We start from the raw sequence: 25411 nt of genomic DNA, 5'->3' as shown, positions 1-25411 counted from the left end.
CACCATGAGCACCCCCTCGACGACGACGTCGAAGAAGTCCATCGGCGCGCTCACCGCCGCGCTGCTCGCCGCCTGCATCGCGTTCCAGCTCAACGCCAGCATGCTCAGCCCCGCGCTGGTCACCATGGCGCGGGAGCTCCACACGGACGACGCGACGATCGGCCTCTCGCAGACCCTGTACTTCACGCTCGCCGCACTGTTCTCCCTGTTCCTGCCCCGCCTGTCGGACATCGTCGGGCGGAAGCGCGTGCTCGTCGGCATGCTCGCGGTGATGCTCGTCGGCAGCGTCGTCGCCGCGCTCGCGGTGAACGTCCCGATGCTCTTCGCCGGCCGCATCATCCAGGGCGTCACCGGCCCGGTGGTGCCGATCTCCCTGCTCGTCCTGCGCAACGAGATCACCGACCCGAAGCGCTACGGCGCTGCCCTCGGCCTGCTGACCGCGGTCAACGGCGGCATCGCCGGGATCGACGCCCTGGCCGGCGGCTGGATCGCGACGAACTTCGGCTTCCGGGGCATCTTCTGGGTGATCGCGGTCGTCACGATCGTCGCCCTGGCGCTCGTCGCCGTCTGGGGCGTCGAGTCGCGTCCGTCGGCGGGCACCAGGATGGACTGGGTCGGCGTCGTCCCGCTCGTCGTCTCGGTCGGTGCGCTGCTGACGGCGTTCAACGAGGCCGGCAAGCTCGGCGCCGCGAACCCGGTGCTCGTGGTCGGCGGGATCGTCGTCGCCCTCGCGGCCTTCGCCGTGTTCTGGGCGGTCGAGTCCCGCGTCCGCGAGCCCCTCGTCGAGACCCGGTTCCTCAAGCGCCGGGCGACCTGGGCGCTCCTCGCGACGACGTTCCTCACGATGACCGGCGTCTTCGCGGTCGTGAACGGCCTGGTCACGTCGCTCGCCCAGAACGGCGACGCGGGCTTCGGGATGGAGCCCGACCTCGCCTCGCTCGTGTTCCTCACGCCGTACGCGCTGGTCGGCTGGATCGTCGGACCGTTCGCCGGTCGGCTCGCCCCGACGCTGGGCTACCGTGCCGTGCTGCGCGTCGGACTGGTCGGCAGCATCGTCGCCACCGTCCTGATGGCGTTCGTCGGCGTGCACTCGCTGCCGGTCCTCGTCGCCACCACCGTGCTCATCGGCATCACGTACGCCGGCATCGCGAACATCATCCTGAACGGCCTGGGCATCGTGCTCTCCCCGGACTCGAACCCCGGGTTCCTGCCGGGCCTCAACGCCGGTGCGTTCAACCTCGGCGCGGGCGTCAGCTTCGCCGTGCTGCCGGCGCTGCAGATCGCGCTCGGGGTCGGCGGGTCCTCGGGTACCGCCGGCTACTCCGGTGGGATGCTGCTCGGAGCCGTCATCACGACCGCCGCCCTGGCGATCTCGTTCCTCATCCCCCGACCGGAGGATGCCGAGACACCCGCCATCGGCCGACAGAAGGAGAGCGTCCGATGACCGAGACCATCGTGATCGTCGGGTCGTTGAACGCGGACCTGGTCGTCCGGACGGACCGCTTCCCGAAGCCCGGCGAGACCCTGCACGGATCCGACCTCGCGATCCTGCCGGGCGGCAAGTCCGCCAACCAGGCCGTCGCTGCCGGGAGGCTCGGGGGCACGGTGCGCATGATCGGTGCGGTCGGCGACGACGGGAACGGCGCGCTGCTCCGCGACTCCGTCGCGGCTGCGGGTGCGGACACGACGCACGTCGCCGTCCGGGAGGGGACGGCCACCGGCACCGCCGTGATCACCGTCGACGCCCACGGTGAGAACACCATCGTGATCTCCGGCGGCGCGAACGCGACCCTCACCACGGACGACCTGCCCGCCGAGGCCTTCCGTGACGCCGCTGTCCTCGGCCTCTGCCTCGAGGTGTCCATCGACGTGGTGCTCGCCGCCGCCCGCGCGGCACACGAGGCCGGCGTCACGGTCCTGACGAACCTGTCCCCGTTCGGCGACGTGCCGCGCGAGCTGCTCGACCTGACGGACGTGCTGCTGGTCAACGAGCACGAGGCCGCCGCACTCGGTGACCACGGCGTCGCCCGGTCGATCGTGACCCGCGGGGGCGACGGCTCGGTCGTGCACGACGGCGGCACCGCGCCCGTCGAGGTCCCCGCGGTGCCCGTCGAGGCCGTCGACACCACGGGCTGTGGTGACGCGTTCATGGGTGCCGTGGCGCTCCGACTCGCTGCTGGTGACACGCTCCTCGACGCCGCACGGTTCGCCGCCGGTGTCGGGGCCTACGCTGCGACCGGGGCAGGCGCGCAGGCGTCCTACCCGACCACGGCGCAGCTCGAGGCGTTCCTGCGGGCGTAGGCCGAGCCTCCTGGCGGTCATGGCGACCCCGCTGCGGCCGCTAGCGTTGCGGGATGCGCGTGGGAGTCCTCGACATCGGGTCCAACACCGGTCACCTGCTGGTGGTCGACGCCCACGGCGGCGCCGCGCCGCTGCCGGCGTCCTCCTTCAAGCAGGCGCTCCGGCTCGCTGAGCACCTCGACGAGCGGGGCGCGGTGACGCCGGCCGGCATCGACGCCCTCACCGGGTTCGTCGCCGAGTCGGTCCGGGTCGCGGAGGACCGCGGGTGCGAGGACATGCTCGGGTTCGCGACCTCGGCCGTGCGTGACGCGGTGAACTCCGAGGCGGTTCTGGCGCACGTGCAGGACCGGACCGGCGTCGAGCTCGCCGTGCTGTCCGGGTCGGACGAGGCCCGGCTGACGTTCCTCGCCGTGCGGCGCTGGTTCGGCTGGTCCGCCGGACGGCTGGCCGTGTTCGACATCGGAGGTGGGTCGCTCGAGATCGCCGGCGGTGCTGACGAGGCGCCGGACGTCGCGTGGTCGATGCCGATCGGCGCCGCGCGGCTGGCGCGGTCGTTCTTCGCCGACGGGACGCCCACCGAGGACGACGTCCGCCGCCTCCGGCACGACATCCGCGTCGAGATCGCCCGAGATGCCGGCAGACTCCTCCGATCGGGGGTTCCGGACCGGGCCGTCGCGACCTCCAAGACGTTCCGGTCGATCGCCCGCATCTGTGGGGCGGCGCCGTCGGCCTCCGGGCCCCTCGTCGCACGGTCGCTCGACGGCGACGTCCTCCGGGCGAAGCTGCCCTCGCTGCTGCAGATGTCCGTCGACGAGCTCGCGACGCTGCCCGGGGTCTCTCCGAGTCGGGCGCACCAGGTCGTGCCGGGAGCGCTCGTCGCTGAGGCGTGCCTGGACATCTTCGACCTGCCCGCGCTGGAGATCTGCCCGTGGGCGCTCCGCGAGGGCGTCATCCTCGAACGGCTCGACCAGCTGTCCGTCCTCGGGGCGCCCTAGCGGCTCCTGGCGCTCCTGGACCTCGGCGGCGCGAGCAGCCACGGGCGGATGAGCTTCGTCACGAACGGCAGCACCCAGAACGTCATGATCGGGGTGAGGACGACCGTGGTGATCAGGACGCGGGGGAACGCGGCGAGCCCGGCGAACGACGGCACGAGCAGCCCGACGACGATCGTGAACGCGAGGTTCACCGGGAAGAACCCGAGCCAGATGCTCACGGCCTGCTTCCACCGCGGGGGAGCGCTCGACGACGGGGCGTCCTGGGGGACGTCGAACCAGCCCTCGATCCCGGTGCGCTTCTCGACGCGGGACTCCACCACGAGGTCGCGGCCCAGGTCCAGCCAGCGCAGCCGGTCGTCGGAGTTCTCCCACGTCGACAGGGAGTCGTGGTCGGCGAAGCGGTAGAGCATGTGCCACTCGCGGGACTGGGCCCGGGAGCGGACCCACCCGGACCCGAGGAAGCCCGGGTAGCGGTTCGCCAGGTTGACCCCGGACTGCACCCAGCGGGTGACCTCGGGGATGCGCTCGGGTTCGACCAGGCGGGTGATGGACACGGTGACGGGCGGGCCGGCGGTCTCGGGTGACGACTGCAGGCTCCCAGGCTCTTGTGGAGTCATGGGACCAGTGTCGCGGACCCGTGTTTCACGCTCATGTCGGCCTGGGTAGGTTCAGCGCATGGACACGACGAACGACGCGTCCGCGGACACCGAGCGCGGGCGGCACGAGACACCGACGGAGCGCTGGGACCGCAACTGGATCGACATCCAGCAGGAGCTCCGGATCGTGCAGACCGGCACGCAGATCCTGGCTGGCTTCCTGCTCACGCTGCCGTTCCAGCAGCGGTTCACGACCCTGACGGATGCGCAGGAGACGATCTACCTGGTGCTCGTCGTGCTCGCGGTCGTGGTCACCGTCGTCGCGCTGTCCGCCGTCGCGACGCACCGGCTCGTCTTCCGACAGCGGCAGAAGCACGACCTGGTCCGGGTCGGGAACGCCATCCTGCTGACGGCGCTCATCGCGAGTGCTCTGCTGTTCGCGGGGACGGTCCTGTTCGTGTTCGACGTGGTGCTCGGCGACGTCGGCGGGATCATCGGCGGCACGGCCGTCTTCGTGGGGACCGCGCTGCTCTGGACGGCACTGCCGTTCTCGCTGCGCAGGACGCGCCGCGACGACGGCTAGCTGGCCTGCTTCTTGGCCGCGGGCTTCTTGGTTGCCGGCTTCTTCGCGGGAGCCTTCTTCGCGGGAGCCTTCTTCGTCGCCGCGGGCGACGCGTCGTCGGCCCCGGACGACCGCGAGCCGCTCGACGGACGCGACCCCGAGCCTCCCGTCCGCTTCTTGTCCACGGACGCGCGCAGCGCGGCCATCAGGTCGATGACGTCACCGCCCTCGTCGTCGTCGGACGAGGCCTGCTCGCCGAACGTCGCGGCGGTGTCGACGTCGTCGCCGGACTCGAGCTTGGCGTCGATGAGCTGCTGGAGTTCCGCCTGGTACTCGTCCGTGTAGCGGTCGGGGTCGAAGTCCGTCGACATGCTCTCGACCAGGGACGACGACATCTTCAGCTCGTTCGCGCTCACCTTCACCGAGGTGTCGAGCGCCTTGAAGTCCGCGGACCGGACCTCGTCGCCCCACAGGAGCCCCTGCAGGAGCAGCACGTCGTCGTGGACGCGGAGCACGCCGAGCCGGGTCTTCTGGCGGAGCGTGAACTGCACGACGGCGAGACGGTCGGTCTCCTCGAGGGTGCGTCGGAGCAGGACGTAGGCCTTCGGGGAGCGGGAGTCCGGTTCGAGGTAGTAGGTCTTCTCGAACATCATCGGGTCGACCTGCTCGACGGGGACGAACTCGAGGACCTCGATCTCGTGCGACTGCTCCTGGGGCAGCTTCTTGAAGTCGTCGGCGGTGAGGACGACGGTCTTCTCGCCGTCGTCGTAGGCGCGCTCGATGTCGGCGTACTCGACCTCGTGCCCGAGCTCACACACCCGCTTGTACCGGATGCGGGCCTTGTCCTCGTCGTGGACCTGGTGCATGGAGACGTCGTGGGTCTCGGTGGCGGCGTAGACCTTGATCGGCACGTTCACCAGCCCGAACGCGATGGAACCCTTCCAGATCGACCTCATCCCCACATGATGCCCGTGTGCGCCCGGGAACGCCCGGGTGCGGGGCACGAGCCGAGCACGGACCGAGCCACCACCGAGCACGATGGGCCCATGAGCCAGCTGGACAAGGACGACCCGCGCACGCAGTACGCCCGCCCGCCGTTCCCCGCGCAGACGCAGCAGGGATCGGGCCGGGCCAGCGAGATGGACCCGCCGCCGGACCACGGCGAGACGAGCTACGTCGGCACGGGCCGGATGCGCGGGTACCGGGTGCTCGTGACGGGGGCCGACTCGGGGATCGGCCGCGCCGCCGCGATCGCGATGGCGAAGGAGGGCGCCGACGTCGTCCTGAACGCCCTGCCCGAGGAGATCGACGACCTGACCGAGGTCCGCGACCTGATCGGTGACCTGGGGCGCAAGGCGGTCATGTTCCCGGGCGACCTCACCGACGAGGCCTTCTGCCAGGAGCTCGTCCGGACGGCCGTCAGCGAACTCGGTGGGCTCGACGCGCTCGTGCTCGTCGCCGGCACCCAGCAGGTGCACGAGGACGTCACCCAGCAGTCGACCGCGGACTTCGACCGCACCATGAAGGTCAACCTCTACGCGATGTTCTGGCTGGTGCGCGAGGCCGTGCCGCACATGGCCCCCGGCAGCGCGATCGTCACGACGAGCTCGGTGTCCGCGTACCAGCCGCAGGACCGGATGATCGACTACGCGGCGACGAAGGCCGCGATCATCACGTACACGAACGGCCTCGCCCGCCAGCTCGCGGCGAAGGGCATCCGCGCGAACACCGTCGTGCCGGGCCCCGTGTGGACGCCGCTGCAGCCGATCAGCTACCCGGGTGACGAGATCGCCGCGTACGGGCAGGACACCCCGTTCGGTCGTCCGGCGCAGCCCGTCGAGCTGGGCAGCGCGTACGTGTACCTGGCGGGTCCCGAGTCCTCGTACACGTCCGGGACGACGCTGACGGTGGCGGGAGCGACCGGGGTCGCGCTGTGAGTCCCACGGCGCGGACGGGCTCAGCGGCGCGGAAGACCACCGTGCTGGTCGGGGACCGCCGGCTCGCCCTGACGAACCTCGACAAGGTGCTCTACCCGGAGACCGGCACGACGAAGGGCCGGGTCATCGAGTACTACGAGCACGTCGCGCCGTGGATGATCCCGCACGTGAAGGACCGACCGGTCACCAGGAAGCGCTGGGCGAACGGCGTCGACGGCAAGGTCTTCTTCGAGAAGAACCTGCCCGACTCCGCCCCCGACTGGGTCCGGCACCACACGATCGAGCACTCCGACCACGACAACGAGTACCCGATCGTCGACGACCTCCCGACGCTGGTGTGGATGGCACAGCAGGCCGCGCTCGAACTCCACGTCCCGCAGTGGCGGTTCGGTCCGCGCGGCGGGAAGCAGGACCCGGACCGCCTGGTGCTGGACCTCGACCCGGGCGAGGGCGTCGGGCTCGCCGAGTGCGTCGAGGTGGCCGTGGCCGCGCGGGAGATCCTGCACGGCATGGGCCTCGACCCGTACCCGGTGACGTCCGGCTCGAAGGGCATCCACCTCTACGCGGCCCTCGACGGCCGCGCCTCGACGGACCAGGTGTCCGAGGTGGCCCACGAACTGGCCAAGGCACTCGAGCAGGACCTGCCCGACCTGGTGCTCTCCTCGATGAGCCGGGCGGAGCGCCGGGGCAAGGTCTTCGTCGACTGGTCACAGAACAACGGCAACAAGACGACGATCGCGCCGTACTCCCTGCGCGGGCGCGACCGCCCGACGGTCGCCGCGCCGCGCACGTGGAAGGAGCTCACGGAGAAGGGACTCGCCCAGCTGACGCTCGACGAGGTGCTCGAACGCCTGCAGGACCACGGGGACCTCCTCCACCCGGTCGCCGCCGGCGCCCTCTCCGTCGGCCGACCGGACGCCGGCCACTGGGACAGCGACCGCACGCAGGCCGCCAACGACGCGGAACGCGAAGAGCGGACGGGAGGCGCGGCGAACGACCGCCTGACGACCTACCGTTCCAAGCGTGACGCGTCCAAGACCCCTGAGCCGGTCCCGCAGGACGCGCCGACGGTCCGGAAGGACGGCACCCCGACCTTCGTCATCCAGGAGCACCACGCCACCCGCGACCACTACGACTTCCGGCTGGAGCACGACGGCGTGCTCGTGAGCTGGGCGCTGCCGAAGGGGGAACCGACCGACCCGGGGAAGAACCACCTCGCGGTGATGACCGAGGACCACCCGCTCGAGTACGGCTCCTTCGAGGGGACGATCCCGCACGACGAGTACGGCGGGGGCACGGTGACCCTGTGGGACGACGGCACGTACGACCTCGAGAAGTGGCGCGAGGGCGAGGAGGTCATCGTGACGTTGCACGGCCGGACGAACGGGAACCGCCGGCTCGCGCTCCTGCACACCCGCGGGCGTGGGAAGGGGCGGGAGGGCGACGAGAAGAACTGGCTCATCCACCGGACGAAGGACCAACCCGACCCCGGGGCGGACGGCACCCGATCGGAGGATGCGGGACGAGCCTCCCGTCCGGCACCCGGCGCCGGACGCAGGACGCACGACGGTGCGCCCAAGGAGCACGACGAGGGCGGTCCGCGCATCGCCCGGGCGGCCGAGGCCGACACCGACCCGGTGGAGCGTCGGACGATGCAGGCCACGCTCGCCAAGGGGGAGCCGACGCTCGACCCGGCCGAGTGGGCGTTCGAGATGAAGTGGGACGGCGTCCGGGCGCTCGCGACGGTCCGTGACGGTGCGGTCTCGCTGCGCAGCCGGAACGGCAACGACCTGACGGCGCAGTACCCGGAGCTCGCGGAACTCGGGCAGCGGGCCGGCGTCGACGGGGTCTTCGACGGCGAGGTGGTGGCGCTCGACGACCGCGGCCGACCGAGTTTCCAGCTCCTGCAGAACCGGATGGGACTCACGAAGCAGCGCGAGGTGGCGGCGGCACGTGCCCAGACGCCGGTGCGGTTCCTGCTGTTCGACGTGCTCGAGGCCGACGGACACGAGCTGACCCGTCTCGGCTACGAGCACCGGCGGCAGGCCCTCGAGACGGTCGTCGACGCGGGCGGTGCGATCGAGGTCCCGCCGGCGTACGAGGGCGACCTCGCGCAGGCCATGGCGGACTCGGGGGAGCGCGGACTCGAGGGCGTCGTCGCGAAGAAGCGCTCCTCGCGGTACGCGGAGGGACGACGCTCCGAGTCGTGGCTCAAGCTCAAGCACCACGCCACGCAGGAGGTCGTCGTGGCCGGCTGGAAGCCCGGGAGCGGACGGCGCGAGGGTGGCATCGGGTCGCTGCTCCTCGGCATCCCCGGACCCGACGGGCTGCGCTACGTGGGGAAGGTCGGCACCGGCTTCCGCGACCGGGACCTCGACGAGATCGCCGACGTGCTCGGTCCCCTGGAACGGGAGGACTCGCCGCTCCTCGACGTCCCACGACCGGACGCGCGGGACGCCCACTGGGTGGACCCGGAGCGTGTGGGTGAGGTCGAGTTCGCGGAGTGGACGGCGGACGGGCGTCTCCGGCAGCCGTCGTGGCGGGGCTGGCGTCCGGACAAGGCGCCGGAGGACGTCGTCCTGGAGTGATCCCGTCCACGTTCCGCATGCGTCCGCATGAGGTCCGCTGGAGGCGAACTTCCGTCCCCCGATCCTCGGCGCCACGGGGGACGATTCCCCCGCTCGTGCCGGGATGCCGGGGACCGGCTGTTACGTTCGCGGGACGAAAGGGGGTGCGGGATGACCAGCAACTACCTGCCACCGTTCTCCGCAACGGAGCGCGTCGACCACCCGGAGGACGACGCACCCGAGGGGCCGGCACACCCGGCTCCTGCGGACACGGACCACGAGGCGACGTACGCGGACTTCCTGGGCGACCAGGTCGAGGACTGACACCGCTCCGCCCACCAGGGTCCTCGACGGACTCCGGGCGGGGCGGCCCGTGCGCCGGATCAGGGGACGCACGGACCGCCGCGAAGCGCCGTGACCGGCCGTTCAGGGCGACCGGCCACGGCGCGCTCGACCCCGTCGGCACGCAGTGCCGACGGGAGGCCCACAGAACAAGACGTCCCGAGGACGGCGATCGTCACGCTGCGCCCCGAGATCCAGACGGAGGACTCCCCCTGACTGAGGACCACCCGCTCTCCGCCCTGTCGGACGCGTCGCTCGTCGAACGGTCGGCCGACGGCGACGCACAGGCCTTCGGCGTGCTCATCCGCCGGTACGGCCCGCTCATGCGCGCCTACGCCGCACGGATCCTCGGGCACGGCGACGGCGAGGCCGACGACGCCGTGCAGGAGGCAGCACTCCAGGCCTGGCAGCGCATCGACCGGGTGGAGGACCCCGACCGTGTGCGGTCCTGGTTGTTCCGGATCGCAGCGAACAAGGCGCTCGACCGGCTCCGACGGCGGCACCCGCACCTCGACCTCGAGGCGGTGCCGGACCGGGCGGACGAACGACCCGTCGACGAGGTGGTCGTCGCGCGGATGCAGGTCGACGCGCTCGCCCGGGTGGTCCGGAACCTCCCGGACGCACAGCGAGCAGTGTGGGTCCTGCGGGAGATCGGCGGGGCGTCCTACGCGGAGGTCGCAGACCAGACCGGGTTGACCGTCACCGCCGTCCGGGGACTGCTCGCCCGGGCCCGCCAGGCCGTGCTGACGCAGATGGAGGGGTGGCGATGAACGACGACGACGTCGACGACCGCCACGGCGCCTTCACCCTCGACGAGCTCGCTGACTACCTGGACTCCGGCCGGGACCCCGTGCGGCCCGAGATCGAGGCGGACGCCGAGGCGAGCGCCGCACTCCGACGGCTCGAACAGCTGCGGGAGGCCTCGGCCGACCTGCTCGACGCGGACGTCCGAGCTGCCGGCGCCGCTGACGAGGACTGGATCGCGCGCGTGGTGGCGAGCATCAGGACGACCGCGCACGCCGGGCGTGACATCCCGGTGCCCGACGACGACCCGACGTCCCACCTCGTCGTGACCGAGGGGGCGATCCGCGGGCTCGTCCGGGCGCTCGGGGACGGCATGCCGGGCGTCCTCGTCCGGAAGACCCGGTTCACCGGCGATGTGACGACTGCAGGCGCCTCCATCGACGTCGAGGTCGTCATCGCCGTGGCGGCGGACGCGCCCTTGCGCGAGCGGGCCGATGTGCTGCGGGAGACCGTCGCTGCCGCCCTGCACGAGCACGCGCCCTTCACGGTCGCGTCGCTCACCGTCCGCGTCGCCGACGTGCTGGACCCCGAGGAGCGCGCATGACCGCCACGGACACCCGAGTCCTGTCGCGCCTGGCGACCGAAGCCGTCCTCGCGGTCCCCGGCGTCCGGTCGGTGGTGCTGCCCGGGCCGAGTCTGGCCGTCCTGGTGCGCGACGTCCGGTCGGTGCTGGACCTGCCGCGGGACGGTGGTGCGGTGCTCGTCGAGGACCGCACCATCGGGCTGCGTGTACGGGTCGTCGTCACGGTGGACGCCGACGTCTCGTCGCTGACCACGGCGCGGTCGGTGCGGGACGCACTCGGCGCCTGCGTGGAACACGCCACCGGGACCCGACCGGAGGACGTCACGGTACGGGTGGTCGAGATCGTCTGACGGGCGGCTGGCCGCCGCAGGCGCGCGCTGACCGCGGCAGAGCACGCTGCCCGCGGCAGCACGCTGCCCGCGGCAGCGCGCTGCCGGGCCAGTGCCTTCGGGCTCAGGCGGCGGGGGCGCCGTCATCTGCAGCAGCGCCACCGTCGGTCGCGGGGAGGTCCTCGCCGACCATGCTGTCGTCCTCGGTGTCGACGACGTCCGCCGCGGCGGCCTTCGCCTCGTCGATGGTGTCCTGTGACTTGCGCAGCAGGTCGTCGTTGCCGGTGGGTGCTGTCTCGCTCATGGCCCCGACGCTACGCGGGAGCGCCTGAGCCGGTCTCCCGTCGTGGTCGATGCGCGGGCTCGTAGTCGACCGCAGACGTCGGTGCCGCGGACGTCGGCATGACCGGGGCGGGCGGGGTGCCGTACGCGTCGGCAGCGTCGAGCACGGCCCGGGTCGCGGCGGCGGCGGTGCGGAGCGCGTCGGCGATGGGGAGCGCCCGGTGCGCGGGCGTCCGGACCTCGACGCCCCACGGCTCGTCGAACCCGAGGTCACGGACCGTCCGGATGAACCCGGGGATGTCCCACGCACCGGCACCGGGCAGGTACCGCCCGAGCCGGGACTCGTCCGCCAGCGTCATGCCGTTCGGGGTGTCCATCAGACCGTCGCTGAGCTCGACCGCCGCCAGGGTCGACGGCGCCAGCCCGTGGCGGATCGACGCCAGGGTCGAGCCACCCCGCAGCGCGTGCATCGCGTCGAGCAGCAGCCCGCCGTTCGGGTGTCCGGCGGTCGCGACGAAGCGGGACGCCCGCTCCACCGTCGGCAGGTTCGACCACGGCTCGGGCTCGAGCACGAGCTGCGCACCGACGCCCCGGGTCTGCTCCGCGAGCACCACCCAGTCGTCGAGCATGGCCGCGGGGGAGACCCCGGGCAGGCTGACGTCGGCGCGGGCGACGACCTGCCAGGCGCGGAGGGTCGCCGCGGCCTCGAGCAGGACCCCGCGGTCCGCGTCCACCGCCGTGGTCCGGCTGGGGCACGTCCACCAGGTGCTGAGGGTGCCGAGCTGCACCCAGACGATGCCGGCGTCGTCGAGCATCCGCCGGAGCCGGTGGAGCCCGATGGTCGCGCGGACCTCGTGGAGGTCGTCGAGGGCGAGCGAGATCCCGGAGAAGCCGGCGGCACCGACGGCGCGGACACGCTCGTCGATGGGCTCGTCGCCGTCCCAGGTCCAGGACGTCGCGAGCAGGTCGTGTTCCAGCACGGTGCACCTCCGTGTCCACGGACGCACGCTGGTCGAGTCGAGCGTCCCCGGTCCGCTTCCCTGTCAGCGGACCACGACGGCGCGTTGCGACGACGCCGTCTGGCACTGTGCTACTCGCCGCCGCTCAGGACCGGCTCACAGCCCGCCACCGACTGCGTCATCTGGTCACGATCCGCGCACGGTGCGGGTTCTCGCCGCCGGTGCGAGGTTCGCCGCTCGGTGCACTGGCACGGCCGCGCACCGGGTGGGCAGCGGCGCACCAGGCGACGGCCGGGAGGCTCGGCACGCGTCCGGCGCGCACCGTCACGTCTGCGACGGTGCCGGTCCCAGCGTCGTGCGGACGGTCCCGACGCCCTCGACCGCCCCGGCGAGCACCGACCCGGGAGCGACCACGCCGACCCCGTCGGGCGTGCCGGTCATCACGAGGTCACCCGGCTCCAGGCGCACGGCCCGGGACAGCTCGACGAGGACCTCGGCCACGGACCAGATCTGGTCGGCCAGGTCCCCGTGCTGGCGGCGCTCGCCGTCGACGGTGAGCTCGATCGTGCCGTGGGTCGGATCGACCTCGGCGGCGGGGACGAGCGCGCCGATCGGAGCGGAGGCGTCGAACCCCTTCGCCATGTCCCACGGTCGGCCGAGTCGCTTGGCCTCGGCCTGCAGGTCCCGCCGGGTCAGGTCGAGGCCGACGCCGTAGCCCCAGACGTGGTCGAGCGCGTCGCCGACGGGGATGTCCGCACCGCCGACGCCGATCGCCACGACGAACTCGACCTCGTGTTCGAGCCGCTCGGTCATCGGTGGGTACGGGGTTCCCGCGCCGTCGGTGACGACCGCGTCGGCCGGCTTGGCGAAGAAGAACGGCGGCTCGCGATCGGGGTCGTGGCCCATCTCGCGCGCGTGCGCCGCGTAGTTCCGTCCCACGCAGAACACGCGTCGGACGGGGAACCGCCCACCCGTCGTCGTCGGGACGGAGGGCGTTGCCGGAGCCGGGATCACGAGGTCGGTCACGACCCCAGCGTGGCACGCCCCTACTGACCCGGCGCGGCGCTCTCCGTCTCGCCCTCGCCCGGGTCGCCGCCGGTCCCGCCCTCGGCGGGCTCGTCCTGCGGCCACCCCGCGAACTGCCACGCGCCGACCGATGGGTGGTCCTCGCCCTTCGAGTAGGCGTAGGCGCGGGCGGCATCGCGTGCCTCGGACAGCTTCCCGAGCAGCTCGTCGAACCGGTCGGACCCGTCGGCCACCCGCGTGAGTGCGTCGTGCGCGAGTGCGAAGCGGTCCATCTCGTTGCGGATGAGCATGTCGAACGGTGACGTCGTCGTGCCGCGCTCGAGGAACCCGTGCACGTGCAGGTCGTCGTGGCCGTGGCGACGGTAGGTGAGCTGGTGCACGAGCGACGGGTACCCGTGGAACGCGAACACCGCGGGCGTCCCGGGGAGGAACAGCTCGTCGTAGCGCTCGTCGGAGACGGGGTGCTCGTGCTTGCGGTTGTCGCCGAGCGAGAGCAGGTCCACCACGTTCACGACGCGGACGCCGACCTCGGGCGCGTGCTTCCGGATGATGTCGGCGGCCGCGACCGTCTCGACGGTGGGGACGTCCCCGGCGCTGACCAGGACGACGTCCGCGCGGCCGACGGTCTGCTCGGTGCCGGCCCAGTCCCAGACGCCGAGGCCCGCGTCTGCGTGCGCGACGGCGTCCTCGAGCGACAGGAAGACCGGCTCGGGGTGCTTGCCGGCGACGATGACCTCGATGCGGTTCGTCGTCTCGAGCGCGTGCGCCGTCACTGCGAGGAGGGTGTTGGCGTCGGCGGGGAGCTTGATCCGCACGAGGTCCTGCTGCTTCGAGGCGACGACGTCGAGGAAGCCGGGGTCCTGGTGCGAGAACCCGTTGTGGTCCTGCCGCCAGACGTGCGACGAGAGCAGGATGGTGAGGTTCGACACCGGGGCGCGCCAGTCGATGTCGGTGGATGACTCGAGCCACTTGGCGTGCTGACCGACCATCGAGTCGATGATGTGCGCGAAGGCCTCGTACGTGTTGATGATGCCGTGGCGACCGCTCAGGACGTAGCCCTCGAGCAGCCCCTCGAGCACGTGCTCGGACAGGATCTCGGTGACGCGGCCCGTCGGCGCGATGTGCTCGTCGTCGGGGGAGTTCGCGGCCCGCCAGACGCGGGACGTGACGTCGAACACCGCGTCGAGCTTGTTCGACACGGTCTCGTCGGGTCCGAACAGCCGGAACGTCGAGGGGTTGTCGGCCATCAGCGCCGCCAGCCAGGGGCCGAGCGTGCCGGTGGAGGAGGCGTCCTCTCCAGCGGGGACGCCGTACGGGGCGAGGTCGGGTCGCTGCAGCGCGGTGCGGATCCGGCCACCGTTGGCGTGGGGCGTCGCGCTCATCCGCTTGTCGCCGACCGGTCGGATGGCCTCGAGCAACCCGGTGCCGGTGCCGTCCTCGGTGAAGAGCTCGGACGGGCCGTAGGACTCCATCCACGCCTGCAGCTGGGCGCGGTGCTCGTCGTTCTCGCGGACGGCGGGGAGCGGCACCTGGTGGGCGCGGAAGGTGCCCTCGACCTTCTCGCCGTCGACCTCCTTCGGGCCGGTCCAGCCCTTCGGGGTCTTCAGGACGATCATCGGCCAGCGGGGGCGGAGGTCGCTCGCACCGGCCATCTCGCCGGCGGCGGCGCGGGCGGCCTGGGCCCGGGCAGCGGCCTGGATGTCGTCGATGGACGCCAGCGCGCGGCGCAGGGCCCCGTCGAACAGCGCGTGCACGGCGAAGGGGTCGTCGTCGACACGGGAGGAGTCGACGATGATCGGGTCGTAGCCGAGCCCGCGGAAGTACGCGGTGAGGTCCTCGGTGGGGATGCGCGCGAGCACCGTCGGGTTCGCGATCTTCCACCCGTTGAGGTTGAGGATCGGCAGCACGGCACCGTCCGCCACGGGGTCGAGGAACGTGTGGGCCTGCCACGACGCGGACAGCGGCCCGGTCTCGGCCTCGCCGTCGCCGACGACGCAGGTCACGACGAGGTCGGGGTTGTCGAGCGCGGCACCGTACGCGTGCGCGAGGGAGTACCCGAGCTCACCGCCCTCGTTGATCGACCCGGGCGTCTCCGGGGCCGCGTGCGAGGGGAAGCCGCCGGGGAACGAGAACTGCTTGAAGAACTGCTGCAGCGTGGTGCCCGGGTAGAGCTCCTGCCAGGTGCCCTCGAGCCAGGCGTTCGCGTTCATCGCCGGGCCGCCGTGCCCGGGGCCGCAGATGTAGAGCATGTCCCGGTCGGTCGACGTGATCAGCGCGTTGCAGTGCGCGTACACGAGGTTCAGCGCGGGGGACGTGCCCCAGTGCCCGAGGAGCCGCGGCTTGATGTCGTCCGGCGTGATCGGGTGCTCCAGCAGCGGGTCGTCGAGCAGGTAGATCTGCCCGACGGTGAGGTAGTTCGCGGCGCGCCACCAGGCGTCGATCGCGCGGATCCGGTCAGTCGTGGGCAGGTGCTCGGGGGCCATGACCCCACGGTACGGACCCCACCGCAGGACGGTTCCAGAAACTCGTCCAATCCGTTCGGGAGGGGGTACCGAATCATCAGCACAGGGCAAACGCCCAGAGCACTTCCCGGCCTCGTCCGGCCAGGACTCGACCAACTCACAGAAGAGGAACGAAACCATGCGCAAGATCACCAAGACCACGGTCTCCCTCGCCGCCGCTGGCGCGATCATCCTCACCGGTGCCGGGTTCGGCGTCTCCGCCGCGCAGGCCACCCCCACGATCCACACGGTCGCCTCGTCCTCCTCCAAGATCCCCGCCCCCGTCGCATCGGTCCCCGAGGTCCTCGGCGGCAACACCTCCGTCGCCCTCGACAAGGGCTTCACCGACGCCCTCACCTCCCTGAAGCTCACCCCCGGCGTCTCCGGCTCCGCGAAGCTCGCTGACGGTGCCGTGTCGTTCCCGATCACCGCCGGGTCCGTCACCTACTGGAGCCCGGACGGCAACTACCGCCCCTACGTCCAGGGCCTGCTCAACCACGACGACTCCGGCCTGACCCTCAAGGCCGGCGACACCACCGTCACGCTGGAGAACTTCGTCGTGAACCCCGGCTCTTCCAAGCTCTACGGCGACGTCCTCGTCAACGGTGAAGTCGCCGCGCCGAACGCGTACCTGTTCTCCCTCCACGGCGGGTCGCTGAAGGCGCTGCAGCTCGAGGGTGACAACGCGATCCTCACCGGCACCACCGTCCACATCTCCCCCGACGCCGCGAAGCTGCTCAACAGCACCTTCAAGACCGACGCCGTCAAGGCAGGCCTCCTCGTCGGGACCGCCACGATCACCGCACAGATCAAGTAACACCCCCGCGGGCACGACCCGCACAGCACCACACACGAGAACGCCGCCCCCTCCTCGGGGGCGGCGTTCTCTGCGTTGCACCACCCACGCGCGAATCGACCCATTACGGGCGCGATGGGAAGCGGAAACGCGCGTGGGGGGTCGGAACGAACGACCTCCGACGCGCGAAACGACCCGCCACGCGCGGAACGACCACCTGCGCAACAGCGCCCAGCGCCCAGCACCCCCCCCGGGTGGTCAGGGGCGCCGGCGCCACCAGTGCCGGGGCCGGGCGTCACGCTCGGCCTGCTCGGCAGCGCGGGCGGCCGAGGCCATCCGGGCCTCCCGACGCTCGCGCCAGGCCTGCACCTCGGCGTCGACGTCGCGCATCGGCGTCACCACGGGCGGCCCGCCGAGGAGCTGACGACGGGCCTCCTTCACCCGGGCGTTGAAGTCGACGAGGACGTCTCGGACGTCGGACTCCACTGAGAGTGCGTCCAGGTGGTCGTCGAGCTCGGCGTCCTCGGTCCGCAGGGCCAGTGCGGGCGGGGCGATGCCGCGGATGTCCTCGCGCTCGATCTTCGACTTGATCCACCAGTCGGGGTCGTGCTGGCCGTCGAGTCCGGGCAGGGGCTTGCCGTGGTACGGGTTGCCCTCGAAGACCCCGCGCCGCTCTGCTTCCTCGATCTGGGCCCGTGCGTGGGCGGCCACGTCGGCGGCCTTGAGCAGCCGGCGTTCCTCGCGCACCTCGTCCGGGTCGAGCGATCCGCGTTCGATCTCGCTCTCGACGAGCTGCTGGTAGCGGTAGCGGGCGGCCCTCCGGAGCCGGTCCATCCGTGCGTCGACGTCGTTCATCGTCAGACCATGATGCCCCGCACGACCGACGGCGCACCCAGGCCGCACACCCCGGACACCCCGTCGGAGCCGTCCCCTCCGAGAACCTCCACGGCAGCGGTGGTCCACGGTCTGGTGCATGGACTCACTGCCCCTCTGGCTGCTCGTCGTCGTCTTCGTGGCCGGCGCGGCCGTGATCTGGGTCGCCGGCATCCAGCTCTCGAAGACGACCGACGTGCTCGACGCCCGCCTGCACCTCGGCAGCGCACTCGGCGGCCTCATCGTGCTCGCCGTCGCCACGAACCTGCCCGAGATCGCCATCACCGTCAGCGCCGGGCTCTCCGGGTCGATCGAGGTCGCAGCGGGCAACATCCTCGGCGGCATCGCCCTGCAGACCGTCGTCATCGCCGTCCTCGACGCATTCGGCAAGCGCGGGAAGGGCGTGAAGCCGATCACCTACCGCGCGGCCTCGCTGACCCTGGTGCTCGAGGCGGTCGTGGTCGTCGCGGTCCTCGGCGTCGTGATCGCCGGTAGCCAGCTGCCGCCGGACCTCGTCGTCGCCCGCCTGACCCCGGACGTCGTCCTCATCGCGGCGATCTGGCTCGTCGGGCTGTTCCTGGTGCAGCGCGCGAGCAAGGGCCTGCCGTGGCACGAGAGCGGGCACGCGCCCGACGCCAGCCCGCACGCCGCGGGGCACCGCACCCGCAAGCCGGACGCGTCGAAGCCGATGAGCACCAGGAAGGCCGCGATCGTCTTCGCGGTGTCCGCCCTCGCCACCCTGGTCGCCGGTGTCGTGCTCGAGCAGGCCGGGGACGCGGCGTCCAGCAAGATCGGGCTCTCCGGCGTGCTGTTCGGCGCGACCGTCCTGGCCTTGGCGACGAGCCTGCCGGAGATCTCCACGGGCCTCCAGGCCGTGAAGCAGGGCGACGACAACCTGGCGGTCTCCGACATCTTCGGCGGCAACGCCTTCCTGCCGGTGCTGTTCCTCGTCGCCACCCTGCTGTCCGGCAAGGCGGTGCTGCCGCAGGCGAACGCCAGCGACGTCTACCTGACCGCCCTGGCGGCCGTGCTGACGCTCGTCTACGCGGTCGGGCTGGTGTTCCGGCCGCAGCGCCGGATCGCGGGGATGGGCGTCGACTCGTTCGTCGTCGTCCTGCTCTACCTACTCGGCGTCGCGGGCCTCGTCGCCATCAGCATCGGCTGACCCGGACTCCGAGCCGGAACCGGACTCCGCCCCGGACACCTCCTCGATCGTCAACGCCGCCTGGATGAGCGCCAGGTGCGACAGCCCCTGCGGGATGTTGCCCATGAAGGCCCCGTCCTCGGCGCTGAGCATCTCGCTGAACAGCCCCACGTCGTTCGCCTGCGCGACCATGTCGTCCATCAGGCTGCGTGCGTCGTCGACCCGCCCGACGCAGGCCAGCGCGGCCGCGAGCCAGAACGAGCACGCGACGAACGGCGACTCCTCGACCTCCATGCCCGAGTACCGGTAGACGAGCGGCCCCTGCTGCAGCTGCTCCTCGATCGCCCGGATCGTCGACTCCATGCGCGGGCCCCGGTCGAAGGCACTCATCGCGTGCAGCAGGATCGAGGTGTCGAGCTTGTCGGTGCCCGGGTACATCACGTAGTGCCCGAGCTCCTCGTTCCAGCCGTTCTCGGAGACCCAGTCCTCGATGAGCTCGCGGTTCTCGATCCACTTCTCGCGCGGGCCGTCGATCATCCCGGCGTCGTGCAGCTCCACGGCCGCGTCGAGTGCCTGCCAGCAGCCGATCTTGCTCGTGACGTAGTGCTGCGTCTCCTCGAGCTCCCACATGCCCGAGTCCGCCTCTGGCCAGCGGTGGCAGGCGTCGTCGGCGAGGTCCTGGAGCACCGCCGCGGACTTGCGGTCGAGGACGTTGCCGGCCCGGACGTACTGCCGGAGGATCTCGAAGACGTCACCCCAGACCCCGAGCTGCAGCTGGTTGCCAGCACGGTTGCCGATGGTGACGGGCCCGATGCCGTTCCACCCGGGCACGTCGCGCTCCTCGACGTCGTCGGTCTTCGAACCGTCGAGCGCGTAGAAGATCGGCATGGTCTCGTCGTGCTCGGCGATCGTGCGCATCATCCACGACACCGCGGCGTGGGTCTCCTCGCGCAGGCCGAACCGCGTCAGGGCGTGCACCGTGTACGACAGGTCGCGCACCCAGGCGAACCGGTAGTCCCAGTTCTTCCCGCCGCGGCGGTCCTCGGGCAGGCTCGTCGTCGGCGCCGCGGCGATGGCCCCGGTGGGGGAGAAGATGAGCAGCTTCAGCGCCAGGGCGCTCCGCTGCACGGCCTCGGCCCACGGTCCGTCGTACGTGAACTCGTCCGACCACGACGACCAGTTGGCGATCGTCCGGTCGATGCCCTCGAGCGTGCGCGCCGGCTCCGGCATGAAGATCGGCTCGTCGTGCGTGCCGACGATGGTCAGGATGTGCTTCGAGCCCTCGGCCGTGTGGAAGCGCCCCGAGAAGCGGGGCCCGTCGTCGTGCACGGGCTCGAACCCCTGCTCGACGATCGCGATGGTCACGCCGTCGATGCCGATCACCGTGCCGTTCGCCGTGTCGAGCCGCCTCGGTTCCGCGGTGTTCAGGAGGGTGCCGGGGACGACCGCCCACTCCATCTCGACGGAGCCGTCGACGCCCTGCACGCAGCGGCCGATCTCTGCCCATGGCAGCCGACCGGCGACACCGGTCACCATCGCGTCCGTCACGGTGACGCTGCCGGCCGACGTGGTCCACGTGGTGACGAGGACGTTCGTGCCGGGCAGGTAGCGCCGCGACGCGGTGGCGTCGTCGGCGACCGGGCGCAGCGCCACGTGGCCGCCGTGCTCGGCGTCGACGATGCTCGAGAAGACGGGCGGCGAGTCCATCGAGGGGATCGGCAGCCAGTCGATGCGGCCGTCCCGGGCGATGAGCGCCACGGTCCGGCCGTCCCCGATCGCGCCGTACGAGCGCAGCGGCACGTACCCGTCGGTGCGCTCCTCGTTGTCGGAGGCGTCGGGAGTGTCTCTCGTGCGTTCTGGCATGCCTCCATGCTGCCCGGATGCCCTGCGGGTGAGCATCCCGCGGCGTACCCCGCCCACCGGAGCCGAGCCGAGCCTCCAGACCGGTCACAGGAGCCGGGTTGTGCATCCCGGGCGTGTCGCGCTAGTGTCGCTCTCCTGCCCGCCCTGGGCAGGACCTGCCAGCGGCAGGACACCGGAAGGACCGCGCATGCGCGCCGTGCAGTATCCCGAACAGCGGGTCGAGCTCCAGCTCGATGCGCTCGCGGTGCTGCCCGAAGAGCGCAGCACGCAGCAGTCCACCGGCAACCCCGCGTAGGCACGACCGTCACACGACGCCCCCGTGCCCACCCGGCCCGGGGCGTCGCTCGCCGTCCTCCTCGCGTCCGTCACGGACGCCGCGTCCGCCACGGACCCCGCGTCCGTCAGGACGCTCGGTCCACACCGGACAGGAGGCCCGGCACAGTTCCGCCTCGGACCGTCACCACGAAGAGACGAGACGAGACGAGAAGAAGCAATGCAGAAGATCACCGGCCGGCTGCTGTCCTGGGCGTCGCTGCTCGAGGAGAACACGGAGCAGCAGGCCCGCACCACCGCAGCGATGCCCTTCGTGTTCCCGCACGTGGCCCTGATGCCGGACGCCCACCTGGGCCTCGGCGCGACCGTCGGGTCCGTCATCCCAACGCTCGGCGCCGTGATGCCCGCAGCGGTGGGCGTCGACATCGGCTGCGGCATGATCGCCGTGCGCACGCAGTTCACCCGCGCCGAGCTGCCGGAGGACCTGCAGCCCCTCCGCGAGCAGATCGAGCGCGCGATCCCGCTGTCCGCAGGTGCCACGAACCGGAAGGTCGTCGCGACCGCCGCACCGCGGATCGCCGAGCTCGAGACGATGGCCGAGGCCGCCGGGTTCGACCCGGCAGGCGCCCTGAAGGGCTGGCGGAACCAGCTCGGCACCCTCGGGTCCGGCAACCACTTCATCGAGGTCAGCGTCGACGAGGAGGACCGGGTCTGGCTGTTCCTGCACTCCGGGTCGCGCGGGGTCGGAAACAAGATCGCGCAGCGGCACATCGCCGTCGCCAAGGCAGCGATGACGACCTGGTGGATCGAGCTGGCGGACCCCGACCTGGCGTACCTGGTCGAGGGCACGCCCGAGTTCGACCGGTACATCGCCGAGCTCCGGTGGGCGCAGCACTTCGCCCTGCTGAACCGCGAGGAGATGATGGACCGCGTCGTCCGGCAGCTGTCCGAGGTGATGGGACAGCCCGTCGACGAGCGTGAGCGGATCAACTGCCACCACAACTTCACGCAGCGCGAGGAGCACTGGGGGAAGTCCGTGTGGGTGTCCCGCAAGGGTGCGATCCAGGCGCGGAAGGGGCAGCTCGGGCTGATCCCCGGGTCGATGGGCACGGCGTCGTACGTCGTCGAGGGGCGGGGGAACAAGCCCTCGCTGGAGTCCTCGCCGCACGGGGCCGGCCGGATGTACTCGCGGTCGGCAGCTCGCCGGACGTTCACCCACGAGCAGCTCCGCGCCGCGATGGTCGGGATCGAGTACCGCGACACGGACGCGTTCCTCGACGAGATCCCGGCGGCCTACAAGCCGATCGACCAGGTGATGGAGGACGCCCGTGACCTCGTCACGATCCGGCACACGCTGCGTCAGGTCGTCAACGTGAAGGGCGACTGACGGGCAGTCGGACTGACGGGCTGACTGACTGTCGGACGGGAGGCGCGGTGCGGGCCCGCACCGCGCCTCCCGGCCTGCCTGTGTCTCCTGTCCGCACCGGGTCGCGCCGGACATCCGCAGCCGCGTCGGGCAGTGTGGTCCCCCGTGAACACCAGCGCTGAAGCCACAGCCCGCGAGACCGGACGACAGGCGCGCCGCGTGGCGGACAGCCGCTGGTTCGAGCTCACCGCGCGGGGAGGGTTCGTCGGCAGCGGCGTCGTGCACCTGCTCATCGGGTACCTGGCGATCCTGCTCGGCATCGGGAACGCCGCCGGCGGCAGCGGATCGCAGGGATCGCAGTCCGGCGAGACCGACCAGTCCGGTGCCCTCGCGCAGATCGCTGCGGTCCCCGGCGGCGTCGTCCTGCTCTGGGTCGTGGCCGTCGGCACGGCTGCGCTCTGCCTGCGCCTGATCGTCGAGGCCGTCGTCGGCGGCCGCACCGACAGCGCCCGTGCCTGGCTGGCGCGTGCGAAGAACGCCGCGAAGGCCGTCGTCTACGGCGCCATCGCCTACTCCGCGGGCTCGTTCGCGCTCGGGGCGGGGAAGAGCTCGAGCGGCTCCACCCGGAGCGCGGCGGCGAAGGCCCTGGCCACCCCGGGCGGTGTGTTCCTGCTGCTCCTCGTCGCTGCCGTCGCCGTCGCGATCGGCATCGGCCTCGTCGTGATCGGTATCCGGCGCTCCTACCGCAAGCAGCTCGTGACTCCGCCGCGCTCGGTCGAGCCGACCCTCACCGTGCTGGCGGTCGCGGGCTACGTCGCGAAGGGCATCGCGGTCACGATCGTCGGCGTGCTCGTCGCCGTCGCGGCCTTCCGGAGCGACCCCGACCAGGCGACCGGGCTCGACGGGGCCTTCGACGCCCTGCGGTCGATGCCCGGCGGGGCGGTCGTGCTCGTCGTCGTCGGCATCGGGTTCCTGGCCTTCGGCGCCTACAGCTTCCTCCGCGCGAAGTACGCCAAGATCTGACGCCCTGAGCGGTTCATCGAGGCGACCACTCGTGGGTCGTGGGTCGTGGGTCGTGGGGAGGGCACCGGGCGACGGGCACGGGGCGGCGGGCTCCGGACGACGGTGCTCGCCGCGGAGGATGACGGATCCGGTCGGCTCGGCTCGGGTTTCCCGAACCGGATCCGTCATCCCGCAGAACACGATCCACTCCCTCGCCGCGATGTCCGTCCGCGGCAGACCCGGGGCAGGGGCTGAACGCGGTGTGTGGTGGCCCGCGGTAGACCAGGGTGCATGACGACGAGCGCCACCACCGGACCGGCCCACCTGTTCTCCGACGCGGGCGCCGTCCTCGCGGAGAGCATCGTGTGGGATCCCGACCAGCACGTCCTGCGCTGGACCGACATCACCCTCGGCACGCTGAACACCGCCGACGCGTCGGGCACCCCGCTGAGCGCGGTCCCGCTGTCCCCGCCGCTGGCGTCGTTCCAGCCCAGGGACCAGGGCGGCTTCGTCGCGGCCCTCGGGGACACGGTCGTCGTCACGGACGCCGACGGCGGGAACCCGCGGACGATCGCCCGGGTGGAGCACGCCCACGCCGGCATCCGCTTCAACGAGGGCAAGTGCGACCCGTTCGGCCGCTTCCTGGTCGGCAGCATGAACCTGACGACGGGGGAGCCCGACGGCGCGCTGTACTCGGTCGAACCGGACGGCACGACCCGACTGCTCCGCGGGGGATTCGGTACGACGAACGGCTTCGAGTGGTCCCCGGAGGGTGACCTGATGTACGTGACGGACACGAGCACCTCGACGATCTACCGCGGGACGTACGGCCCCGACGGGGAGCTCGGTGAGCTGGAGCCCTTCGTCGTCGGCGCTCCCCACGACGGCCTGGTCCGCGACGACGAGGACTGCTTCTGGAGCGCGAGCTACGGCGAGGGGCGCATCGAGCGGTACGACGCCTCGGGGGCGCACCTGGAGACGGTCGAGATCCCCGCGCCGAACGTCACCTCCGTGGCCTTCGGCGGGGACGACATGTCGACGCTCTTCGTGGCGACCGCCCGCGAGAACCTGACCGAGGAGCAGCTCGAGGAGCACCCGCACTCCGGCGGCGTCTTCGCGGTGCCGACCCGCGTGCACGGCGTCCCGGCGTTCGCCTTCGCCGGCTGAGTCTCCGCAGGCTGCGTCTCCGCAGGCTGAGTCTTCGCAGGCTGACAGCCGCGCACCTCGGCGTGGTGGGCCCCTGGCGGTAGTCTGGGCGACCGCCTGCCATCCGAGGAGACCCACGTGAACGAGGAGCACCCGCGCCACGCCGACGCCCTGGAGCACACGGAGAGCGCTGACGTCGTGGTCAAGGTCGACCGCGTCCCCGTCGACGGCACGAACGTCCGCGTGAGCTCGATCGGCGACGTCGGCAAGCGCCCGTTCCTGCTCGTCGCGGGCCTGGGGATCGCGTCGACGTACTACGAGCGCCTCGCGCCCAACCTCGAGGAGTTCGGCCCCGTCCGCGCGCTCGACCTGCCGGGCTTCGCGGGCGTGCCGAAGTTCCGCGGGACCGTCTCGATCGAGCGCTACGCGGACGCCGTCGAGCGCGTGATCGAGGAGCTCGGCCTCGAGAACCCGGTGCTCGTCGGCCACTCGATGGGCACGCAGGTCGTCACGGAGGTCGCCGCGCGCCACCCGGAGATCACCGACCTGGTCCTGATCAGCCCCGTCGTCGACTCGAAGGCCCGCACGATCAGCGAGTCCGCCGTGCGGTTCCTCCGTTCGGCGCTGCACGAACCCTCCGCCGTCCGCTTCCACGCCGTCACCGCGTACGCGCTCTGCGGCTGGCACTGGTTCCGCAAGGTGCTGCCGAAGATGGTCGCGTTCCCGATCGAGGAGCGCGCCCCGCACGTGCACGCCCGTGTCCTCATCGTCCGCGGTGAGCACGACGCGATGGTCCCGCGCGACTGGGTCCGACGCCTCGCCCGGGTCTTCCCGCACGCGGTCCTCCGCGAGGTCATCGGCGGAGCCCACTCGGTCATGCACGCGCAGGCCGACGTCGTCGCACGCCTGGCGGTCGCCCACGTCCGGGGCGAACTGACGGACCGCGGGGTGTCGTCGCTGCAGCGCGTCCGTGACGACTCGACGAAGACGGACCTGGCCCGGCTCGGCCCCGGCGATGCCTGGCTCGTCGTCCGTGCGCGCTTCAAGGAGCTGTTCGGCATGGCGAAGGGCGACGACGAGGTCCTGGAGGCCGGCAAGTCGGCCCACGCGCTCGCGATGGCGGACGACGCCGACGCTCCGGTCGACCCGGACGTCCGCCACGAGATCGTCGAGGCCGTCGCACCGGAGCTGAACCGGCGCGACGACCGCTGACGGTCCTTCCCG

24 protein-coding genes are annotated in these 25411 nt (G+C 71.9%); 16 read left to right on the top strand and 8 right to left on the bottom strand.

Annotated features, from left to right (window positions below; genetic code table 11):
- Positions 1-4 precede the first annotated feature (4 nt).
- Genes uriT through OXR63_RS10105 form a run of 3 tightly spaced genes read left to right on the top strand, consistent with a single transcriptional unit; the run spans position 5 to position 3296 of the window.
- Positions 5-1444: a uridine transporter UriT gene (gene uriT, locus OXR63_RS10115; protein ID WP_267422545.1), complete on the top strand. Its 1440-nt coding sequence runs from the start codon at positions 5-7 to the stop codon at positions 1442-1444.
- Positions 1441-2301 (top strand): ribokinase, encoded by an 861-nt coding sequence (locus OXR63_RS10110; protein ID WP_267422542.1) that lies wholly within the window; start codon positions 1441-1443, stop codon positions 2299-2301. The genes uriT and OXR63_RS10110 overlap by 4 nt, the downstream gene beginning before the upstream one ends.
- A gap of 53 nt (positions 2302-2354) precedes the next feature.
- Complete coding sequence (locus tag OXR63_RS10105; RefSeq protein ID WP_267422540.1) at positions 2355-3296, top strand: Ppx/GppA phosphatase family protein; 942 nt, start codon at positions 2355-2357, stop codon at positions 3294-3296.
- On the opposite strand, the gene OXR63_RS10100 is transcribed toward OXR63_RS10105, so the two are convergent.
- Positions 3293-3913 (bottom strand): antibiotic biosynthesis monooxygenase, encoded by a 621-nt coding sequence (locus OXR63_RS10100; protein ID WP_267422538.1) that lies wholly within the window; start codon positions 3911-3913, stop codon positions 3293-3295. The two genes, OXR63_RS10105 and OXR63_RS10100, sit on opposite strands and share 4 nt — an antisense overlap.
- A 58-nt stretch (positions 3914-3971) precedes the next feature.
- Between OXR63_RS10100 and OXR63_RS10095 the strand changes: the two genes are divergently transcribed.
- A complete protein-coding gene (locus tag OXR63_RS10095) occupies positions 3972-4475 on the top strand; it encodes a DUF6328 family protein (protein ID WP_267422536.1) in 504 nt (167 codons plus the stop codon).
- On the opposite strand, the gene ku is transcribed toward OXR63_RS10095, so the two are convergent.
- Positions 4472-5410, bottom strand: a complete 939-nt coding sequence (ku, locus tag OXR63_RS10090) for a non-homologous end joining protein Ku (protein ID WP_267422533.1) — start codon at positions 5408-5410, stop codon at positions 4472-4474. The two genes, OXR63_RS10095 and ku, sit on opposite strands and share 4 nt — an antisense overlap.
- A 90-nt stretch (positions 5411-5500) precedes the next feature.
- On the opposite strand from ku, the gene OXR63_RS10085 reads away from it, so the two are divergent.
- The 6 genes from OXR63_RS10085 (at position 5501) to OXR63_RS10060 (ending at position 10977) form a co-directional block, all read left to right on the top strand.
- Positions 5501-6391: an SDR family oxidoreductase gene (locus OXR63_RS10085; protein ID WP_267422530.1), complete on the top strand. Its 891-nt coding sequence runs from the start codon at positions 5501-5503 to the stop codon at positions 6389-6391.
- Complete coding sequence (locus OXR63_RS10080; protein WP_267422527.1) at positions 6388-8979, top strand: ATP-dependent DNA ligase; 2592 nt, start codon at positions 6388-6390, stop codon at positions 8977-8979. The genes OXR63_RS10085 and OXR63_RS10080 overlap by 4 nt, the downstream gene beginning before the upstream one ends.
- A 150-nt stretch (positions 8980-9129) precedes the next feature.
- Complete coding sequence (locus tag OXR63_RS10075; protein WP_267422524.1) at positions 9130-9282, top strand: hypothetical protein; 153 nt, start codon at positions 9130-9132, stop codon at positions 9280-9282.
- A 314-nt stretch (positions 9283-9596) separates the two neighbouring features.
- A complete protein-coding gene (locus OXR63_RS10070) occupies positions 9597-10070 on the top strand; it encodes an RNA polymerase sigma factor (RefSeq protein WP_267422521.1) in 474 nt (157 codons plus the stop codon).
- Positions 10067-10648, top strand: a complete 582-nt coding sequence (locus OXR63_RS10065) for a hypothetical protein (RefSeq protein WP_267422518.1) — start codon at positions 10067-10069, stop codon at positions 10646-10648. The genes OXR63_RS10070 and OXR63_RS10065 overlap by 4 nt, the downstream gene beginning before the upstream one ends.
- The gene (locus OXR63_RS10060; protein WP_267422516.1) at positions 10645-10977 is read left to right on the top strand and encodes a hypothetical protein; all 333 of its coding nucleotides are present in this window, start codon (positions 10645-10647) and stop codon (positions 10975-10977) included. The genes OXR63_RS10065 and OXR63_RS10060 overlap by 4 nt, the downstream gene beginning before the upstream one ends.
- 103 nt (positions 10978-11080) lie before the next feature.
- On the opposite strand, the gene OXR63_RS10055 is transcribed toward OXR63_RS10060, so the two are convergent.
- The 4 genes from OXR63_RS10055 to OXR63_RS10040 all read right to left on the bottom strand — a co-directional run bounded on the left by OXR63_RS10055 (position 11081) and on the right by OXR63_RS10040 (position 15706).
- Positions 11081-11260, bottom strand: a complete 180-nt coding sequence (locus OXR63_RS10055) for a hypothetical protein (protein ID WP_267422514.1) — start codon at positions 11258-11260, stop codon at positions 11081-11083.
- Between the two features lie 10 nt (positions 11261-11270).
- On the bottom strand, positions 11271-12218 hold the full coding sequence (locus OXR63_RS10050) for a sugar phosphate isomerase/epimerase family protein (RefSeq protein WP_267422512.1): 948 nt from the start codon (positions 12216-12218) through the stop codon (positions 11271-11273).
- Positions 12219-12521: 303 nt separating this feature from the next.
- The gene (locus tag OXR63_RS10045) at positions 12522-13223 is read right to left on the bottom strand and encodes a fumarylacetoacetate hydrolase family protein (RefSeq protein ID WP_267422508.1); all 702 of its coding nucleotides are present in this window, start codon (positions 13221-13223) and stop codon (positions 12522-12524) included.
- Between the two features lie 20 nt (positions 13224-13243).
- A complete protein-coding gene (locus OXR63_RS10040) occupies positions 13244-15706 on the bottom strand; it encodes a phosphoketolase family protein (RefSeq protein ID WP_267422505.1) in 2463 nt (820 codons plus the stop codon).
- 157 nt (positions 15707-15863) lie between these two features.
- Between OXR63_RS10040 and OXR63_RS10035 the strand changes: the two genes are divergently transcribed.
- Positions 15864-16541 carry a hypothetical protein gene (locus tag OXR63_RS10035; RefSeq protein WP_267422502.1) on the top strand — a complete coding sequence of 226 codons (678 nt, stop codon included), beginning with the start codon at positions 15864-15866 and terminating at the stop codon, positions 16539-16541.
- Between the two features lie 237 nt (positions 16542-16778).
- Here OXR63_RS10035 and OXR63_RS10030 read toward each other — a convergent pair whose 3' ends face one another.
- Positions 16779-17375 carry a J-domain-containing protein gene (locus OXR63_RS10030; RefSeq protein WP_267422500.1) on the bottom strand — a complete coding sequence of 199 codons (597 nt, stop codon included), beginning with the start codon at positions 17373-17375 and terminating at the stop codon, positions 16779-16781.
- A gap of 118 nt (positions 17376-17493) precedes the next feature.
- Here OXR63_RS10030 and OXR63_RS10025 point away from each other — a divergent pair, with 118 nt between their 5' ends.
- Positions 17494-18558, top strand: coding sequence for a sodium:calcium antiporter (locus tag OXR63_RS10025; protein WP_267422498.1), 1065 nt, complete (start codon positions 17494-17496; stop codon positions 18556-18558).
- Here OXR63_RS10025 and OXR63_RS10020 read toward each other — a convergent pair.
- Positions 18517-20400, bottom strand: coding sequence for a glycoside hydrolase family 15 protein (locus OXR63_RS10020; RefSeq protein ID WP_267422494.1), 1884 nt, complete (start codon positions 20398-20400; stop codon positions 18517-18519). The two genes, OXR63_RS10025 and OXR63_RS10020, sit on opposite strands and share 42 nt — an antisense overlap.
- Before the next feature lie 493 nt (positions 20401-20893).
- Here OXR63_RS10020 and OXR63_RS10015 point away from each other — a divergent pair, with 493 nt between their 5' ends.
- The 4 genes from OXR63_RS10015 to OXR63_RS10000 all read left to right on the top strand — a co-directional run bounded on the left by OXR63_RS10015 (position 20894) and on the right by OXR63_RS10000 (position 25399).
- Positions 20894-22060 (top strand): RtcB family protein, encoded by a 1167-nt coding sequence (locus OXR63_RS10015; protein WP_267422491.1) that lies wholly within the window; start codon positions 20894-20896, stop codon positions 22058-22060.
- Positions 22061-22258: 198 nt separating this feature from the next.
- Complete coding sequence (locus tag OXR63_RS10010; protein WP_267422489.1) at positions 22259-23062, top strand: DUF1206 domain-containing protein; 804 nt, start codon at positions 22259-22261, stop codon at positions 23060-23062.
- Between the two features lie 270 nt (positions 23063-23332).
- Positions 23333-24208 carry an SMP-30/gluconolactonase/LRE family protein gene (locus tag OXR63_RS10005; RefSeq protein ID WP_267422487.1) on the top strand — a complete coding sequence of 292 codons (876 nt, stop codon included), beginning with the start codon at positions 23333-23335 and terminating at the stop codon, positions 24206-24208.
- A gap of 117 nt (positions 24209-24325) precedes the next feature.
- Complete coding sequence (locus OXR63_RS10000) at positions 24326-25399, top strand: alpha/beta fold hydrolase (RefSeq protein ID WP_267422485.1); 1074 nt, start codon at positions 24326-24328, stop codon at positions 25397-25399.
- The last annotated feature ends 12 nt before the right edge of the window (positions 25400-25411 follow it).

It is taken from the genome of Curtobacterium sp. GC_Cur_3 (genome assembly GCF_026544205.1).
In the GTDB taxonomy this organism is placed as follows: Bacteria; Actinomycetota; Actinomycetes; order Actinomycetales; family Microbacteriaceae; genus Curtobacterium.
This window is presented reverse-complemented; position numbering and strand designations above follow the sequence as displayed.